The 15,694-nt window shown below is 59.5% G+C and carries 15 protein-coding genes; 10 read left to right on the plus strand and 5 right to left on the minus strand.

All coding sequences use genetic code 11. The features are described 5' to 3' along the window. The 3 genes from F4Y00_10055 to F4Y00_10065 form a co-directional block, all read right to left on the minus strand. On the minus strand, positions 1 to 673 hold a 673-nt coding region (locus tag F4Y00_10055), incomplete at its 3' end, for a hypothetical protein (GenBank protein ID MYE05299.1). A 101-nt stretch (positions 674 to 774) separates the two neighbouring features. Next, positions 775 to 1,824: a hypothetical protein gene (locus F4Y00_10060; protein MYE05300.1), complete on the minus strand. Its 1,050-nt coding sequence runs from the start codon at positions 1,822 to 1,824 to the stop codon at positions 775 to 777. Between the two features lie 44 nt (positions 1,825 to 1,868). Continuing rightward, positions 1,869 to 3,218: a gfo/Idh/MocA family oxidoreductase gene (locus tag F4Y00_10065; protein ID MYE05301.1), complete on the minus strand. Its 1,350-nt coding sequence runs from the start codon at positions 3,216 to 3,218 to the stop codon at positions 1,869 to 1,871. A gap of 288 nt (positions 3,219 to 3,506) precedes the next feature. Between F4Y00_10065 and F4Y00_10070 the strand changes: the two genes are divergently transcribed. Together F4Y00_10070 and F4Y00_10075 are read left to right on the plus strand one after the other, a co-directional pair. Beyond that, the gene (locus tag F4Y00_10070) at positions 3,507 to 4,343 is read left to right on the plus strand and encodes an MOSC domain-containing protein (protein MYE05302.1); all 837 of its coding nucleotides are present in this window, start codon (positions 3,507 to 3,509) and stop codon (positions 4,341 to 4,343) included. A 24-nt stretch (positions 4,344 to 4,367) separates the two neighbouring features. Then, positions 4,368 to 4,667 carry a Dabb family protein gene (locus F4Y00_10075; protein MYE05303.1) on the plus strand — a complete coding sequence of 100 codons (300 nt, stop codon included), beginning with the start codon at positions 4,368 to 4,370 and terminating at the stop codon, positions 4,665 to 4,667. Between the two features lie 148 nt (positions 4,668 to 4,815). Here F4Y00_10075 and F4Y00_10080 read toward each other — a convergent pair whose 3' ends face one another. After that, entirely contained in the window at positions 4,816 to 5,670 is an 855-nt protein-coding gene (locus F4Y00_10080; protein MYE05304.1) for an acetyl-CoA carboxylase carboxyltransferase subunit beta, read from the minus strand. 1 nt (position 5,671) lies between these two features. Then, positions 5,672 to 6,463: a tRNA (adenosine(37)-N6)-threonylcarbamoyltransferase complex dimerization subunit type 1 TsaB gene (gene tsaB / locus F4Y00_10085; GenBank protein ID MYE05305.1), complete on the minus strand. Its 792-nt coding sequence runs from the start codon at positions 6,461 to 6,463 to the stop codon at positions 5,672 to 5,674. 134 nt (positions 6,464 to 6,597) lie between these two features. Between tsaB and F4Y00_10090 the strand changes: the two genes are divergently transcribed. The 8 genes from F4Y00_10090 (at position 6,598) to F4Y00_10125 (ending at position 15,486) form a co-directional block, all read left to right on the plus strand. Beyond that, positions 6,598 to 8,694 carry an elongation factor G gene (locus F4Y00_10090; protein MYE05306.1) on the plus strand — a complete coding sequence of 699 codons (2,097 nt, stop codon included), beginning with the start codon at positions 6,598 to 6,600 and terminating at the stop codon, positions 8,692 to 8,694. An 83-nt stretch (positions 8,695 to 8,777) separates the two neighbouring features. Further along, positions 8,778 to 9,053 carry a type II toxin-antitoxin system prevent-host-death family antitoxin gene (locus F4Y00_10095; protein MYE05307.1) on the plus strand — a complete coding sequence of 92 codons (276 nt, stop codon included), beginning with the start codon at positions 8,778 to 8,780 and terminating at the stop codon, positions 9,051 to 9,053. 253 nt (positions 9,054 to 9,306) lie between these two features. Then, complete coding sequence (locus F4Y00_10100) at positions 9,307 to 10,560, plus strand: Fic family protein (protein ID MYE05308.1); 1,254 nt, start codon at positions 9,307 to 9,309, stop codon at positions 10,558 to 10,560. A gap of 80 nt (positions 10,561 to 10,640) precedes the next feature. Then, complete coding sequence (sbcB, locus tag F4Y00_10105) at positions 10,641 to 12,059, plus strand: exodeoxyribonuclease I (GenBank protein ID MYE05309.1); 1,419 nt, start codon at positions 10,641 to 10,643, stop codon at positions 12,057 to 12,059. A 156-nt stretch (positions 12,060 to 12,215) separates the two neighbouring features. Beyond that, positions 12,216 to 13,085 carry a formyltetrahydrofolate deformylase gene (gene purU / locus F4Y00_10110; GenBank protein ID MYE05310.1) on the plus strand — a complete coding sequence of 290 codons (870 nt, stop codon included), beginning with the start codon at positions 12,216 to 12,218 and terminating at the stop codon, positions 13,083 to 13,085. 24 nt (positions 13,086 to 13,109) lie between these two features. Next, positions 13,110 to 13,601 (plus strand): hypothetical protein, encoded by a 492-nt coding sequence (locus F4Y00_10115; GenBank protein MYE05311.1) that lies wholly within the window; start codon positions 13,110 to 13,112, stop codon positions 13,599 to 13,601. Positions 13,602 to 13,610: 9 nt separating this feature from the next. Next, positions 13,611 to 14,255: a VTT domain-containing protein gene (locus F4Y00_10120; protein MYE05312.1), complete on the plus strand. Its 645-nt coding sequence runs from the start codon at positions 13,611 to 13,613 to the stop codon at positions 14,253 to 14,255. A gap of 7 nt (positions 14,256 to 14,262) precedes the next feature. After that, positions 14,263 to 15,486 (plus strand): nucleoside permease, encoded by a 1,224-nt coding sequence (locus F4Y00_10125; protein ID MYE05313.1) that lies wholly within the window; start codon positions 14,263 to 14,265, stop codon positions 15,484 to 15,486. The last annotated feature ends 208 nt before the right edge of the window (positions 15,487 to 15,694 follow it).

Genomic DNA, 15,694 nt, shown 5'->3' on the forward strand with positions numbered 1-15,694 from the left:
GCCGCGGCGAGGGCCATACGACCCTAGGGGTAGTGGGGGCAGGCGGGATAGGGGTCGACCTTGCAGAGCCATTGATCCGGATTTGCATGGGATCGTCCCGAATCTGCCAGCCTCCGGAATCAAGAGATTGCCCCCTGTAAAGGCTTTCGTCGCCAATGCTCCATCCCGATGCGGCGCCAGGGTTTTCCGCGTTCGATGATTTTAGTTTCAATGCGGCTCTGTAGTCTTCAGAACCATCCACCACAACAAAGTAGGTCGTATTCGCCTCGAGGTCGATATTGTCCGCCGCGAATGCATCGTGGCCAAGCTCGTATAACTGTGCCGGCGGCGATAGGGAACCCACCATGCTTCCGGGTTCGCCAGCACCGTTGTCCGTCCAGAGGCTAACGCTGTACCGGAAGGGCGGGGCGCTTATAACGAATAAGTCGATTGCAACGCTGGTCAGGGTATACCCGTTGGCGTGGTCGCCCGTCGTAAATGCCTGGGCATAATCATGAAAAAAAAGACTACCGTACGCTTTGTCGTACTCGTCGAGATTACCCACGAGCATTTGGGCATGCGCAAGGCTACCGGGCCGGGCAACGGGGCACAGAAGCAAGGCGGCGAGTGCAAGCCCTCCTGTCGCTACTCGGCGCATTCTGGCGCCTGCGAAGCAGGAAAGGTGTCTTATCATAACAATACGCTTCCATATAAAAAGAGGGGGAATTATACGGAAAACCTGGGGAATTATATACAATGGTGAACAGGGTCGGATTAGGGTTTCTTCGGCTTGAGTTACTCCTTCTCCACCGTCATCCGCGACACCTCGTCCACCCGCACCGTGCACGGGCGCCCGTCAGCCGTTTCGGCGGGCATTTCCGCGACCCAGCCTTTGCGGCCGGAGGTCAGGCGGATGTTTTCCGTCAGAGCGCCCGGCAGTTCCTTCAGGGATTTTGCCCAGCGTCCGTGTGTCTTGAAAAAGGCCCGCTGCGCATAGTACACGGCCATGAGCGCCTCGCGCGCCGGGAAGGTCGGATCCGGGCGGAACGCGGTTTCTCCGGGCCGGGCCCGCGTGAACTGCACGAAGCCCCAGCGCTCGGGACGGTGCATGTCCACCACGCCCTGCGGGGACCAGACCCAGTTGTCCTCCGGCGTGTCGGGTTTTTTGCGGTACGCGCCTGCGTGGATTTCGTGCTGCCACTGGACCCGGGAGAAGTTCATACGCCACTGCGCGCCTTCTTTGGGTGGCACGCCCCCCTGCGGAGCGTAAGGCGCCAGGCCACGCCACGGGATGGCGATCTCCACGGACCAGTACGTATCCGTGTCGTGCGGGGCATTGAGGGTGCCCTCTACATATACCGCCGAGCGCAGCCCCGCAATGGGCGCCGGAGACACGGGAGGCCCTCCGTCGCGGTAGGGTTTTTCCAGCGCCAGTTGCCAGAGGGTGTTCAGCGCATTGACCTCCATTTCCCAGTACTGGTGGTGGTCGCCGTCCGGGTCGATGAACACCTCGAAATCGTTGTCCTGGAAGATCACGCTGTTCGGCTCGGTGAGCGATCCCCACACATGGGTTTCTTCGAGGCGCGCAGCGATGTACAGGCAGGTGTGGTCCCAGCGCATCGCCATGCGCGTTTCCTGTCGCGGCGCTGGTCTGCGATCTCCCTCGATGTCCGTGAAGGGCTCGCTCCAGGGAGCTTCCTGCCAGAGTGTTTTGTCCAGTTTACCGTCTATCCGAGGAGCATCCTCGACAAAATGACACACGTAATGGCGCGGAACGATATCCGCCATATGCTCCCACGATGCGGCGTCGAGGTCTTTGGGCAGGTCCCATGCAGGTTCGGTCATAACGGGTTGCGTGCCGTGTGGATAAGGAATTGCGTACAGGTGCGTTACACCTTCTCCGGATCCGGGTGCACCCACGGGGCGCGGTAGGGCCGGGCCAGCAGGGCGTTGGCTTCCTCGTCGCCCGTGACCCGGCCTGCGTCGGCGTCCCATTCGAGGGTCCGGCCCAGGGCCATGGAAATGTTCGCAAGAATGCAGGAGGCTGCCGAGATGTGACCTTCCTCGATATCCGCTACCGGCCGGGACCGTTGTTCGATCGCATCCAGAAAGTCGACCATGTGCCCCCGGATCGCCGAAGCCACATGCCGTTCGAGGTCCTGCTCCGTGCGGTCCTCCGGGTAGCGGTCGTACTCGTACAGGGCCTCGCCGCGTCCCTGTTCTTCGTCCCCGCGCGGAATGAAGTCGTACGAATGTACGCTCATCTTGAGGGTGCCGTGTTCGCCGTACAGGGTGGCCCCCCAGGGATAGTCCGGATCGGCGGCGTGTCCCCAGGCTCTGTGCTGCCACAGGATCGGCAGTTCGTCGTACTCGAAGGTGGCCGTCTGGGTGTCCGGCGTGGTGGCGATGCTGTCGGTATCCACCAGAATCCCCCCGGTGGATGTGATCCGTTTCGGCCACCCGAGGTCGAGCATCCAGCGCACCGTGTCCAGCATGTGCACGCACATGTCGCCGATGATGCCGTTGCTGTATTCCATGAAATTACGCCATCCGCGCGGGTGGACGATTTCGTTGAACGGTATTTTGGGCGCCGGGCCTGCCCACATTTCATAATCCAGTTCGTCCGGGGGCGTGATCGCCGGGGGATTCCGGCGCGTGCGCATATGGTAATAGCAGTACGTTTCCGCAAGCCGGATCCTGCCAAGCCGTCCCGAGCGCACATACCGATCGCGGGCTTCTATGAGGTGGGGCGTGCTGCGCCGCTGCATTCCCACCTGGACCACGCGCCCGTACTTGCGGGCGGCGGCGACCATCGCCTGGCCTTCCACCACGTCCACGCCGACAGGCTTTTGCACCCACACGTCCAGCCCGGCGCGGCAGGCGTCGATCATGGGCAGCGCGTGCCAGTGATCCGGCGTGTCGATCAGCACGAGATCGAGATCGCCCGCCTGAATCATCTCCCGGTAGTCGGTGAACGCGCGCGGGCGGTTGCCGGAAGCCTGCCGTCCGGCGACGATTTCCACCGCGCCGTTCAGCATGTTCCGGTCCACATCGCATAGCGACGTAACTTCCACGGGGGCCACCTGGATCAGCCGGAGCAGATCCGTTTTGCCGTACCAGCCGCATCCGATGAGACCTACACGGGGGGCATTGCGGCGCCAGGAAGTCATGGCCATGCCGGGGAGTGCGGAGGCTGCGGCGAGCATGGCGCCGGTTTTCAGAAATTGCCTGCGTTTCATGATCTTGTGGAAAGAGGGCGATGGGTAGGCCGCATCGGATTTTCCGGCGCGGTGCGCGGGAAAGATAGGCCACCGGATCGAGACTGCGCCACTTTCTTTCGCACGATTCTCCGCGCAGCCTCCCGAAGGGCGCTTCACGTCCGAGATGCCCCGAATCCGCAGCGTTTTCGCTAATTTCAACGATGCAATTATAATATCTTTTACACACGAACACGAAGCGCTGAGCGAAGTGGTTTTGATCAGGGTATCCTAAATTTTGGAATGACTGTGAATTCACGCCGCATGGATATGCCAGGGACGGAAACATCGGAGGAGACATCGGAAACAGGTCGCCTTGCCGCCATTTACATTTATCCTGTCAAATCGACGCGCCGGGTAGCGTTGGAAGCGTCGGCGGTCGAGCCGCAGGGCCTTAGTAAGGACCGCCGGTGGATGGTTGCCGATCCGGACGGGAAATTCATGTCGCAGCGTACTGCGCCCAGGCTGTCGCTGATCCGTGCGGCAGTGTCCTCGAAAGGCTTGCAGGTGCAGGCGCCGGGGCAGCAGGATTTGTTTGTGGCGCAGCCGAACGGGGCGGCGCGCGCATCCGTGGAAGTCTGGGGAGATATTATTCTCGCCGCCGAGGCGGACGCCGAGGCGCACGAATGGTTCAGCCGGTTTCTCGGAACCGAATGCCGTCTTGTATATCTGGACGATCCGGCCAGCCGACCGGTCGAAACCGGGTACGGCAAGCCCGGGGACGTCGTGAGTTTTGCGGATTCTTTTCCGGCCTTGCTCATTTCCGAAGCTTCTCTGGAAGCGCTCAATGCGCGGCTGGACGAGCCGGTGCCCATGCATCGTTTCCGGCCGAATCTGGTCGTGTCGGGGGTCGAAGCATTCGCCGAGGATACCTGGGATCGCGTGCGCATAGGGGAGATGCATTTTCTTGTGGCCAAGCCGTGCGCCCGCTGCGTCGTGACGACGGTCGATCAGGAGACGGGGGTACCCGGCAAGGAACCGCTGCGGACTCTGGAGACGTTTCGCCGCGGCGAGGACGGGAAAGTGTACTTCGGCCAGAATCTTATTCCGCTGCACCCCGGAACCGTTCGCCGGGGCGATATCGTACAGCCTACGTTGCGGAATTAATCACAGCATCCTTACCAGCCTGCCATGTTTATTCATTGCGTGTTTTTCCGGCTTCGGGACGATTTGACCGCCGAAGACCGCCAGGAATTCGATGAGGGAGTCCGGTCCCTGCTTGACATCGAAACGGTCCGCCACGGGTTCGTCGGAGCCCCTGCCGATACCCACCGTCCGGTCGTACTCCGCGATTATTCCTGCGGCCTCGTGGTCGCTTTCGACGACAAGGCGGGGCATGATTTCTACCAGGACGACCCCGTACACGATCGCTTCCGCAACGAGTGCAGCCACCTCTGGGAAGACGTGAAGATCTACGACGTGCAGGAATAGGGTGGGCGGGTGCGCAGGAGCGCTATTCGCCTACGTTGCACGAGATCGGGGGCCAAATGCGCCGGAGTCTGTTGCGCCGCCTCCGTTCGAACAGGTTACGCGGGGCCGGGTTCGCCGGCGGACGGACAGAAAATACCCGTCCGGTTCGTCAGCTTTTCCCCTGCATCGTGTGGTCCAGCAGCCGGATGAGCTGTTCGCGCAGGTGGCGCCGGTCCACCACGAAATCCACGAAGCCGTGCTCCTGCAGAAATTCGGAGCTCTGGAAGCCGTCCGGCAGGTCCGCCCCGATCGTTTCCCGGATCACCCGCGGCCCCGCAAAGCCGATCAGGGCGCCCGGCTCGGCAAGATTGAAATCCCCCAGCATGGCGAACGAAGCGGTAACGCCTCCGGTCGTGGGGTTGGTCATAAGGGAGATGAAGGGAAGGCCCGCCGCATCCAGTCTGCTTAGCAGGGCGCTCGTTTTCGCCATTTGCATGAGGCTGAGGGCGCCTTCCATCATGCGCGCTCCGCCGCTTTGGGAAATAATGAGCAGGCCCGCCTGGTTTTCTTCGGCCCGCTTGATGGCCCGCGCAACGACTTCGCCCACTACGGACCCCATCGATCCGCCGATGAACGCGAAATCCATAGCTGCCGTAGAGAGGAGGTGTCCGCCGACCTTGCCCAGCGCAGCGCGCGCCGCATCGTTCTGACCGGTTTTTTGTTTGGCGGCGCCAAGGCGGTCCGCATACCGCTTGCGGTCGGTGAATTCGAGCGGGTCCGTCGAGTGCAGATTTTCATCGAACAGATCGAACTCCCCGTCGTCGTAGATGAGGCGAAAATACCCGAGGCTCTCCATGAAAAAGTGATAGCCGGAGGCGGGGACGACCATGGCGTTGTCCTCGATCTCGCGCCGGTTGACGATCTCGCCGGATTTGGGGCATTTCGCCCACTGCCCATCGGGGATCTCGTTCTTTTCCGCCAGTTCGGTCAGGATGCCCGCCTTCTGTCGCTTGAACCACGTCATATCAGATGGCCAACTTCTGGAACGCTGTTTTTTGAGGGACTGCGGCCGCGAATTCCTTCAGATAATGCGGTTCGAAGGAAGCGATGTCCTCGACTTCGCCCCGTTCCAGTCTTGCAGCGCTGAGGCGCGCCACGGCTACGGCGGGAGGGGCGATGCACTCGTCGTCCGGGGCGAGCATCTCCGTGGCGTGCCCGTTCGATCCGTATTGCTGCGCGAGCTGCGCATACAATTTCGTTTGCCCATCCCCCACGATATACAGACGACCCTTGCCTGTGTTGCCCAGGCATTCGGCGGCTTCCTCGACCTGGATCACTGAGGTCTCGCGCAGCACTTCAAGCGTACTGCCGGAAGTGACCCGGAAAGCCGCCGCGTACGCCTCGTTCCGCCGGGCGTCGAACGCAGCGACAATGCAGTCGTCCGGCGCCGCCAGCGGAAGCGCAAGGTGCGCCCATGCTTCCGGCCCCGGCACGGATACGAGTTGTGCGCCCGTCGCCTCGGCCAGCCCTTTTGCGGTGGCCGTGCCGATCCGCAAGCCGGTGTACGATCCGGGGCCGCTCGACACGGCCACGGCTGCCAGATCCGCGGCCGCAATCCCGGCATACCGCAGGGCGTCGCCGATCATCGGAACCAGCCGGGCGTCATGTGCGCGAGCGCGCCGCAGGGTCAGTTGGGCCGCAATCTTTCCGCTGCGCCATACGGCGACGCTGCACGCATTGGTAGCCGTTTCGAGGGCAAGAATATTCAATGGAATACGGTGTGGATCATAACGTATACAAACGTATTTTAGACGAATGTGCGCCGTATGGGTTCTGAGGCGGGCGCCGCTGGTCCTGTGGCGTCGTCTCCGGCCTGACCCTGAGCTCCCTTGCGGGTGTGGCGGGGATGCGGCGGTTTTTTTGTTTTCCGGAGACGTTTACAAAAACACTTATGAACGTATACGATGCCGATCATATTCGTAATGTGGCGCTGGTTGGCCACCAGGGCAGCGGCAAAACGATGCTGGCCGAGGCCATGCTGCTTGCAAGCGGCGCCCTGCGGCGCATGGGCGGGATAGAAGCCCACAGCACGGTTTCCGATTTTCATCCCAGCGAGCACGAGCGGCAAATGTCGATTTTCGCCTCGCTTCTGCATGCCGAATGGGAAGGGCACAAGATCAATGTCATCGATACGCCCGGCTATCCCGATTTCGTGGGCGAGGTCATTTCCTCGTTGAAGGTGGCCGATACCGCCGTCTTCGTGATGAATGCCGTCGAGGGTGTGCAGGTGGGGACGGAACTGGCCTGGAATTATGCGGAGGAGATCGGCAAGCCGTCCATGTTCGTGATCAATCACCTGGACAAGGGGGATGCGGATTTCCGGATGCTCGTTACGCAAATGAAGGAGCGCTTCGGGAACGGCGCGACCATGGTGCAACTCCCTGTGGGGGGCGGTACGCGGGCGATCATCGATGTGCTGCTCATGAAGCAGCTTACGTATCCGGAAGGAAAAACAGAGCCTGTCGTCAGCGACATCGATGAGGCATTTCGTGACGAAGCCGAGGAACTGCATACGACGCTCATCGAGGATATTGCGGAAAACGATGAGGCGCTGATGGACCTTTATTTCGAAAAGGGCGAGCTCAGCGAGGATGAGATGCGGGCAGGTTTGCGCCAGGCTATACTGCACCGGCAACTCTTCCCCATTTTTGTAACGTCCGCAACCGGAGCGGTGGGCGTTTCCCGTCTGATGAGCTTTATCGATAATGTGTTGCCTTCGCCCGCGCAAAGCGATGCCGGCGAAGCCGTGCAGGCCGATCCGTCCGGGGCGCCCTCGGCGCTCATCTACAAGACCATGGCCGAACAGCATGTGGGCGATTATTCGTTCCTGCGCGTGTATTCGGGCACGTTTTCCCAGGGCATGGACCTCGAGAATGCACAGACAGGAACGACCGAGCGGCTCGGGCAATTGTTCGCTATCAACGGTCGCGAACGGGATCCGATGCAGAAGATGGTTGCCGGGGACCTCGGGGCGCTCGTGAAACTCAAGAATTCGCACACGAACAATACGTTGCGGTCCAAGGGGTCGAAGGTGGTCATCGAGCCGATCGCTTTTCCCGAACCCCGGTACCGGGCTGCGATCAACCCCGAGAACGAGGGCGAGGAAGATCGTCTCGCTCAGGGTATCCACCAGCTTCGCGAAGAAGACCCGTCTCTGGTCGTGGTGCACGATCCGCACCTGCGGCAGATGACGCTGGGGGGACAGGGAGAGATGCATTTGCAGGTAGCGAAATACCGTCTGGCGAACCGCTTCGGCGTGGGCATTGTCTTTTCCAAACCCCGCGTGGCGTACCGCGAAACGATCACGAAGCAGGCCCGGTCGAGCTACCGGCACAAGAAACAGACCGGCGGCGCCGGACAGTTTGCGGACATTTCCATCATGGTCGAGCCGCTCGAGGGGGATTTCAATCCGCCGTCGGACATTTCCGTGCGCGGCGAAGCCGAAGTCGAAACGGATTGGGGATCTAAAATTCACTTTATAGATGGCATCGTCGGGGGCGTCATCGACATGCGGCGGTTCTTCGGCGCCATCCAGAAGGGGGTCCTTGAGGCCACGCAGGATGGTCCGATTGCCCGCTATCCGGTGGGACATTGCCGGGTCGTCGTATTCGACGGCGGAATGCACCCGGTCGATTCCAACGATGCGGCCTTCAAGACGGCGGGGCGGATGTGTTTCCGTGAGGCGTTCCGGTCGGCTTCGCCGGTCATTCTCGAACCGATCTACGATGTGACCATTACCGTGCCCGAAAGCTTCGTCGGGGAGGTGATGGGAGATATGAACACCCGGCGGGGCCGCATACAGGGCATCGAGGCGGAAGGCGTGTTTCAGAAGATTATCGTGCAGGTGCCGGAAGCGGAGTTGTACCGCTATTCTACATCGCTCCGGTCCATGACGCAGGGGCGCGGGATTCACCATGCCACGTTCAGCCATTACGAGGCGATGCCCCGTCACGTGCAGGACGAGGTGGTGAAGGAGGCGGAGGAGTAGGGAGTCCAGAGAAGGGTGCTTGCATTTTCCCCACAGGGCTTTTATTTCTTTCGTAACCGGCCTGACCGGTTAGATGGATAGCCATGCCGATTATCTATTCCGCATACGAAGCCAAGGCCCGCTTTTCCGAAGTGCTGCGGCAGGTGCGGGCGGGGAAGACTATTACGATCTCTTACCGGGGAGAACCTGTGGCCGAAATCCGTCCCCTGCAAACCTCTCCCGTAATGCTGGATGAGCGATTGGACGAACTCGAACAGAGTGGCATTCTGGTTCGTTCGGATGAGCCGAGGCAGCCGCTCTGCGCCGTCGAGCGCCGGCCAGGCGCTTTGGATCGTTTTCTCGCAAAACGAAATGGTTGACCGGGTTGGACGAAGCATGATGCGAAGCGGACAGAAAACAGGACACTTTTTGGGACATTATTTAGGACAAAAAAAGGGACATTTCAGATATAATAAATCTTGTAATTAAATCGTAATGCGTTTATATTGATCCTGTACGGGTAACTCTTCGAACGAGTGATATCTCTGTTTTTAGTCCAACACCCAAGGTGTTTCCATTCCTCTTACACTTCCCGATTTCCTGGACAATACGTCATAGAAAAGATCTCATACTATGACCACCCGGCGGAAATACGAGGAGACGCATCCCTGGATCACGTTCCGGCTGGATTTGAACCAAGCGCATCCCAATCTGTGGACATTGCTTGGACAGGCGGTGACGTTTTGCAGACAAGTGTCGCAAGCGGCTCTGCCCCCTGATATCGCCAAAACGTTCAAGACGCTGTACCTCAGTAAGGGGGTTCGGGCTACGACGGCTATCGAAGGGAATACCCTGACAGAGGAACAGGTGCAGGCCCAGATCGAAGGGAAACTCGATCTTCCTCCATCGCAGGAATATCTGCAACAGGAAGTAGCGAATATCTTGCGTGCCTGCGGGATTATCGAGTCGGCCATGGATGCGGATAATCCGCCTCGATTGAGTGTGGATCTGATTCGGGAATACAACGGGTGGGTTCTTGAAGGGCTTGGGAAGCATCTTGCCGAAGGTGTGGTTCCCGGCAAGATTCGCACCCATTCGGTAGGCGTAGGCAGTTACAGGGCTGCGCCCCCGGAAGATTGCGATTATCTTCTGGAACGTCTTTGCGAATGGCTGGAGGAAAAAACCGAGATTCCGTTTTTTGCGGATGACGATGATCGCAGTGTCGCGGCGGGCATTCTGCATGCCGTTCTTGTGCACTTGTACATCGCCTGGATTCATCCCTTTGGCGATGGCAACGGGCGTACGGCGCGGCTTCTGGAATTTATGGTGCAGGCTCGAGCGGGCGTTCCGTTTCCTTCGGCGCACCTGCTCAGCGACCATTACAATATGACCCGGACCCAATACTATCGGGAATTGGACCGGTCAAGTCAGATCCATGATGGCAAAGGAGATGCTTTCGGATTTCTGCAATATGCCTTGCAAGGGTTCGTAGATGGATTACAGGAGCAGTGCGAAAAAATTCAGGGGCATCAACTTGCGATAGTATGGGAGCACTTTATCTATGGCGTATTTGCGAAGCAGAAGCGTTCCAGTGCCATGCAACGTCGCCGGGAACTGGTGTTGGAGCTCGGTCGCAAAAAGGAATTTATTTCCAAAGCCGAACTTACCGATCTGAGCCCGTCCATAGCACGGTATTATGCGGATAAGACGGACAAGACCCTGACACGGGATTTGAACTGGCTGGCGCAGGAGGGTTTGATTGTTCGTAAAGGCCGGCAATATCTGGCAAACATGACTCCTATGTGGACATTTGTGCTGCACTTGAGAGTGGATCGATTTGCTTCTTTGCTGTTCTCTGCACACAGTAGTAGGGGCGAAAACGAATAAAGCCGAAGCAATATGCATATATCGCATAGAACAACCCGCATCTATGCAATATCTGCATAGATGCGATTTCTCCTGAGAAAATGGAGTTTCTCTGGTACGACTACGAAACATCCGGCGACCGGCCGAGGAAGCATCGTCCGGTGCAATTCGCGGGCGTGCGGACCGATGCGGACCTGCAGGTCATAGGCGATCCGGTTATGTGCTATTGCCGTCCCGCCCCGGATCAATTGCCGCAGCCGGAAGCGTCTCTGGTGCATGGCCTCGCACCGTCGTACCTCGAAGAGCATGGCCTTTCCGAAGCGGAGTTCGCCCACCGGATTCACCAGGAGCTTGCGCGGCCCGGCACCTGTTCGGTGGGGTACAATGCGATCCGGTTCGACCACGAGCATACCCGCTTTCTGTTCTACCGGAATCTGCTTGATCCGTATGCATGGCACTGGCGCAACGGCAATACGCGCTGGGATATCATCGATCTCTTCCGCGCCGCGTATGCGCTGCGCCCGGAAGGGATTGCGTGGCCGATGCGGGAGGATGGGAAGCCGTCGTTTCGTCTTCAGCACCTTGCGGCGGAGAATGGGGTCGGCGGGCACGGGGAGGCCCACGAGGCGCTTGCCGACGTGATGACGACCATCGATATGGCCCGGCTCGTTCGCGACCGGCAGCCGAAGTTGTTCGAATGGTCCCTGCGCATGCGGCACAAAAAGGAGGCCGCCGCCGTCATGCAGGACCCCTTCGTGTGGGTGGCGTCGCTGTTTCAGGGCAGGGGATGCGCTGCGCCGGTCTTTCGCCTCGCGAATAAGTCGGAGAATCCGAACGCCGTGATCGTGTTCGATATGTCACAGGATCCGTCCGAATTCATCGGACTTTCCGTCGATGCGCTGCACGAGCGGATATTCACCCCCGGCAGCCGTTCGCCGATCTTTGTCGTGAGGATGAACAAGTGTCCGTTCGTGGCTCCGTTCAGCGTTCTTACGGACGAGGTGATGGATCGGCTGGGTCTGGATGCGGCCACCCTGGAGAAACATGAGCGTTTGCTCCGGGACGATGCGTTGCTGGGGCAACGGGTGCGGGCGGCGTATGTGCGGCCTCCGGAAGAAGCCCCGGACCGTCCCCGGGAAGCGCCGGATGTGGACGAAGCCCTGTACGCGGGACTCACCCCGGATGCGGACCGGTCTGCCCTGAGGCGTTTGCTGGACGAAGACCGGACCCTTGCCACTGCCGGCGACATCCATTTTACGGATCGGCGTCTCAATGAACTCGTATTCCGGTACCGCGCCCGGAATTTCTTTGATGATCTCGAGGCTACGGAGCAGGATCGCTGGCGTGCACATTGCCGGGCCCGTCATCTGACGCCCGGCGAAGACGGCCGCACCGAGCTGGACAAGTACTATGCATGCATCGACGAACTGCGCAGAGAGCATGCGGATGCGCCCGACAGGATTGCGTTGCTCGACGATCTCAAGGAATATGGCCGCCGGCTTGCAGCGTGGCTGGGGTAAACCGCTGTAAAACTCCTGCCGATTATTTCGCCTTTTCCGTCGATTTTCCTTTTCTTGTCCCGTTCGCGTTTATTTAAGGATACTCTGATCAAAATCACTTCGCTCAGCACTTCGCTTTCGCGCGGGCGAGATACATAGCATCCACACTTCTCTGACATGACGTCCCCCCGCGAAACCACGGCCCGACTTCTTATCAGCTGTCCGGATCGTCCCGGCATCATCGCGGCTGTTACCGGTTTTCTGCATAGTCACGGCGCGAATTGTACGGCGCTTGACCAGCATGCCACTGAAAAGGAGGGCGGCGTCCTGTTCATGCGGATCGAATTTCAGACGCCGCACCTCGATGTGTCGCGCTCGTCGCTGGAGGAAGCGTTCGGCAATGAGGTTGCTGCAAAGTTCGACATGCAGTGGCGATTGAGTTACGCCACCGATGCGCAGAGAATGGCCATCTTCGTGTCGAAGCACGACCATGTCCTGATGGACTTGCTCTGGCGGCTGCACAGGGGAGATTTGTATGCCGTAGTGCCGATGGTGATCAGCAATCATCCCGACCTGGAGCACGAGGTGGCCCGTTTCGGCATTCCCTATTATCATGTGCCGATGGTGAAGGGCAAAAAACACATCGGGGAAGCGCACATGCTGGAGATCATGGGCGACGGCATCGATGTGATCGTGCTGGCCCGTTACATGCAGATATTGTCCGGATCGTTCGTTGACCGGTATGTCAATCGGATCATCAACATTCACCATTCTTTTCTGCCCTCCTTCGCCGGTGCGGATCCGTACCGGCAGGCCTCCGACCGCGGCGTCAAACTCATCGGGGCGACGGCTCACTACGTCACCGAGGAACTGGACAGAGGGGCCATTATCGACCAGGACGTGGTGCGCGTAAACCACCGGCAGGATCCGGAAGATATGAGACGCCTTGGCCGGGATGTCGAGCGGAGCGTGCTTGCGCGCGCCGTCCGCTGGCATCTTGAAGACCGTTTGATCGTACATGAAAACAAGACCGTCGTGTTCGTTTGATATTTCCTTCCTTCTTTCTGGCTCATGAGCAGTCGTTCCAGCTGGTATTGTGTGGTGTGCGTTCTGGCGTTTGCCTGCGGAGGATGCCGTCTGGTTTCAATCGAAGAGGAAGATGTGCCGTTTTTCGAGGTGACCATTGCCGATGTCCGCGTGGAGGGCGTGGGTGCGGGCCGTATGGAGGAGGAGCATGTATTCCAGTTCTGGGGGCAGTTCGCCTATCCCGACAGTTCGTTCCGGTTCATCCAGTTTTCCATAGCGAATTTCGGAAAAACAGGGACGTACTCGCTGGGGCAATTCGTGGGCTCCTATGGTCTGATAGACAATCGGGAGCGGACGCAGCGGCTTGCGGCTTCCTCCGGACACAGGGACGACAACGTGCGGATAGACCGCTTCGCAAGCCCCGGCATTGTGCAGGGAACGTTTTCGTTCGATGCGACGGCGCTCGGCGATTTCGATAATATCCCGTATGGGGAGCATTTTATGATACAGGGGCGGTTTCTGATCGAATTGCAGTGAGCGTTGAGTATGCGGCTTGTCAAACTTGCGATCGGTCTGGTTATCCTGTTGCTGGTGCCCTTTTTGCTGTGGGGGCGCGGCGTGGAGGAAATGTTTACCATCGACGGCACGATTTCCTGGCTGCGCGGTTTCGGAGCATGGGGCATAGCGGCCGCCGTGCTGTTGCTGGCCTCCGACATTCTGCTGCCCATTCCCGCCACGCTGGTCATGACCGCGCTGGGCATGCTGTACGGGCCGGTGGTCGGCGGCCTGATCGGCGCCGGGGGGTCTTTTCTGGGGGGCATGGTCGCTTTCCTGGTCTGCGCGAAGTGGGGCCGCCCGGCCGCGCGTCATTTGGTGAGCGACACCGAACTTGTCCGGGGAGAGGCGCTGTTCGAGCGATGGGGCGCGTGGATCATCGTGCTTTCGCGCTGGCTTCCGATCATTCCCGAGGCGGTTTCCTGTATGGCTGGGATCGTATCCATGCCGCGGCGCCTGTTTACGGGCGCCCTCGCTTGCGGAGTTGTGCCGCCTGCCTTTACTTTTGCCATTGTCGGTCATCTGGGTGTGGAGCGTCCCGCCCTGACCTTTCTGCTGAGCGCTCTTTTGCCCGCGGCGTTCTGGCTGGTCGTACACCGGAAAATGCGCCGGGCAACATCCATGAATTCAACCTGACGGCTCCATGAATGTATTTCGTACCCTTCGCCTTGCCCTGATGATGTTTGTGCAGTTTTTCATCTGGGGCTCGTGGGCCACCACGCTCAGTAACTACATGAATTCCCCTGAGGTCAATATGGGGGGCGCTATCCCGCTGGCGTTTTCGTTCGGTCCCCTTGCCTGTATCGCGGCGCCTTTCTTCGTAGGCATGGTGGCGGACCGGTTCTTCAACACGGAGAAGGTGCTGGCCGCGTTGTTCCTGCTGGCCGGAGCCGCCATGGTCGCTATGCCGACTTTTGCGGGCACGCCGCTCTTTTTGACCCTGCTCGCCGTACACGCGCTGTGCTATTTCCCGACGCTCAGTCTGACCTCTTCGCTGGCGTTCCACCACATCGAAAACCAGGAAAAGGAATTTCCGGTCATTCGCGTCTTCGGAACCATCGGGTGGATCGTTACCGGCCTTGTCATCAGTTGGGTGCTTAGCGCGGATGAATCCGCCACGCCCATGTATCTGGGGGGTATTGCGTCGCTTTTCCTTGGCTTCTATTGCTTCACTCTGCCGAAGACGCCTCCGCCGTCGCGGGGCGAGCGCACGTCCTGGCGGCAGATTTCCGGGCTGGACGCCCTGAAGCAGGTTCGTTCGAAGCCGCTCATCGTGTTTCTTGTTTCCGCCACACTGGCGTACATCGGGTTCGGGACGTATTTCCCCTACGCTCCCGTGTATCTGGCGGATGCGGGTATCGAGAGGGTGGCGGGCACGATGACGTACGGCCAGATGTCCGAGATATTCTTTATGCTGGCGATCCCGTTCTTCTTCCGGCGGTTGGGCGTGAAGTGGATGCTGTTTATCGGTATTGCGGCCTGGTTCGTGCGTTTCGGACTATTTGCCGGAGCGGCGGTCGACGGCGTCTACTGGATGATTCTGTTCGGCATCCTGATTCACGGACTGTGCTACGATTTCTTCTTCGTCACCGGGCAGATCTACGTAGACAAGAAGACGCCTCCCGCCATACGCGGCCAGATACAGGGGCTGCTCGTGCTATTGACCTTCGGCCTCGGCATGTTCCTCGGGGCGCAGATTTCGGGGTTCGTCGTGCAAGCGGTTTCCGCCAGCGATGTAATTGCCTCCGCGGAACAATGGCGCTCGTTCTGGGGCATCTTCTCCGCCGCGATGCTCGTGTTTTCGGCCTTCTTCTTCCTGCTGTTCCACGACAAGGTGGATACGGAGGACACCGCGCCGGCGGTTTGACGGTCCGGCCTGGGGCTGTGCCGCTCCCGCTGTGCGTAACGACGCGCGGCGGGAGCGCATGGCCTGAAGTAGTTTAGGAAGCTCTGATTAAATCCGCATGGGCGAGGACCTTGGGACGCGTCTTCTCTCAAAACATAAACGTGCGGTTGGTCGCGCGGGTTTGCAGGATATCCCGGGCCCTATGTTTTGTTCGAATGCGCGTCCCAAG

This window comes from Bacteroidetes bacterium SB0662_bin_6 (genome assembly GCA_009839485.1).
Classification (GTDB): Bacteria; Bacteroidota; Rhodothermia; order Rhodothermales; family VXPQ01; genus VXPQ01.

Coding starts and splice junctions, on each gene's coding strand:
- F4Y00_10095 (MYE05307.1), top strand. CDS start 8,778: ATGCCGATTATCTATTCCGCATACGAAGCCAAGGCCCGCTTTTCCGAA.
- sbcB (MYE05309.1), top strand. CDS start 10,641: ATGGAGTTTCTCTGGTACGACTACGAAACATCCGGCGACCGGCCGAGG.
- purU (MYE05310.1), top strand. CDS start 12,216: ATGACGTCCCCCCGCGAAACCACGGCCCGACTTCTTATCAGCTGTCCG.
- F4Y00_10115 (MYE05311.1), top strand. CDS start 13,110: ATGAGCAGTCGTTCCAGCTGGTATTGTGTGGTGTGCGTTCTGGCGTTT.
- F4Y00_10100 (MYE05308.1), top strand. CDS start 9,307: ATGACCACCCGGCGGAAATACGAGGAGACGCATCCCTGGATCACGTTC.
- F4Y00_10120 (MYE05312.1), top strand. CDS start 13,611: ATGCGGCTTGTCAAACTTGCGATCGGTCTGGTTATCCTGTTGCTGGTG.
- F4Y00_10060 (MYE05300.1), bottom strand. CDS start 1,824: ATGACCGAACCTGCATGGGACCTGCCCAAAGACCTCGACGCCGCATCG.
- F4Y00_10125 (MYE05313.1), top strand. CDS start 14,263: ATGAATGTATTTCGTACCCTTCGCCTTGCCCTGATGATGTTTGTGCAG.
- F4Y00_10065 (MYE05301.1), bottom strand. CDS start 3,218: ATGAAACGCAGGCAATTTCTGAAAACCGGCGCCATGCTCGCCGCAGCC.
- F4Y00_10075 (MYE05303.1), top strand. CDS start 4,368: ATGTTTATTCATTGCGTGTTTTTCCGGCTTCGGGACGATTTGACCGCC.
- F4Y00_10070 (MYE05302.1), top strand. CDS start 3,507: ATGCCAGGGACGGAAACATCGGAGGAGACATCGGAAACAGGTCGCCTT.
- F4Y00_10080 (MYE05304.1), bottom strand. CDS start 5,670: ATGACGTGGTTCAAGCGACAGAAGGCGGGCATCCTGACCGAACTGGCG.
- F4Y00_10090 (MYE05306.1), top strand. CDS start 6,598: ATGAACGTATACGATGCCGATCATATTCGTAATGTGGCGCTGGTTGGC.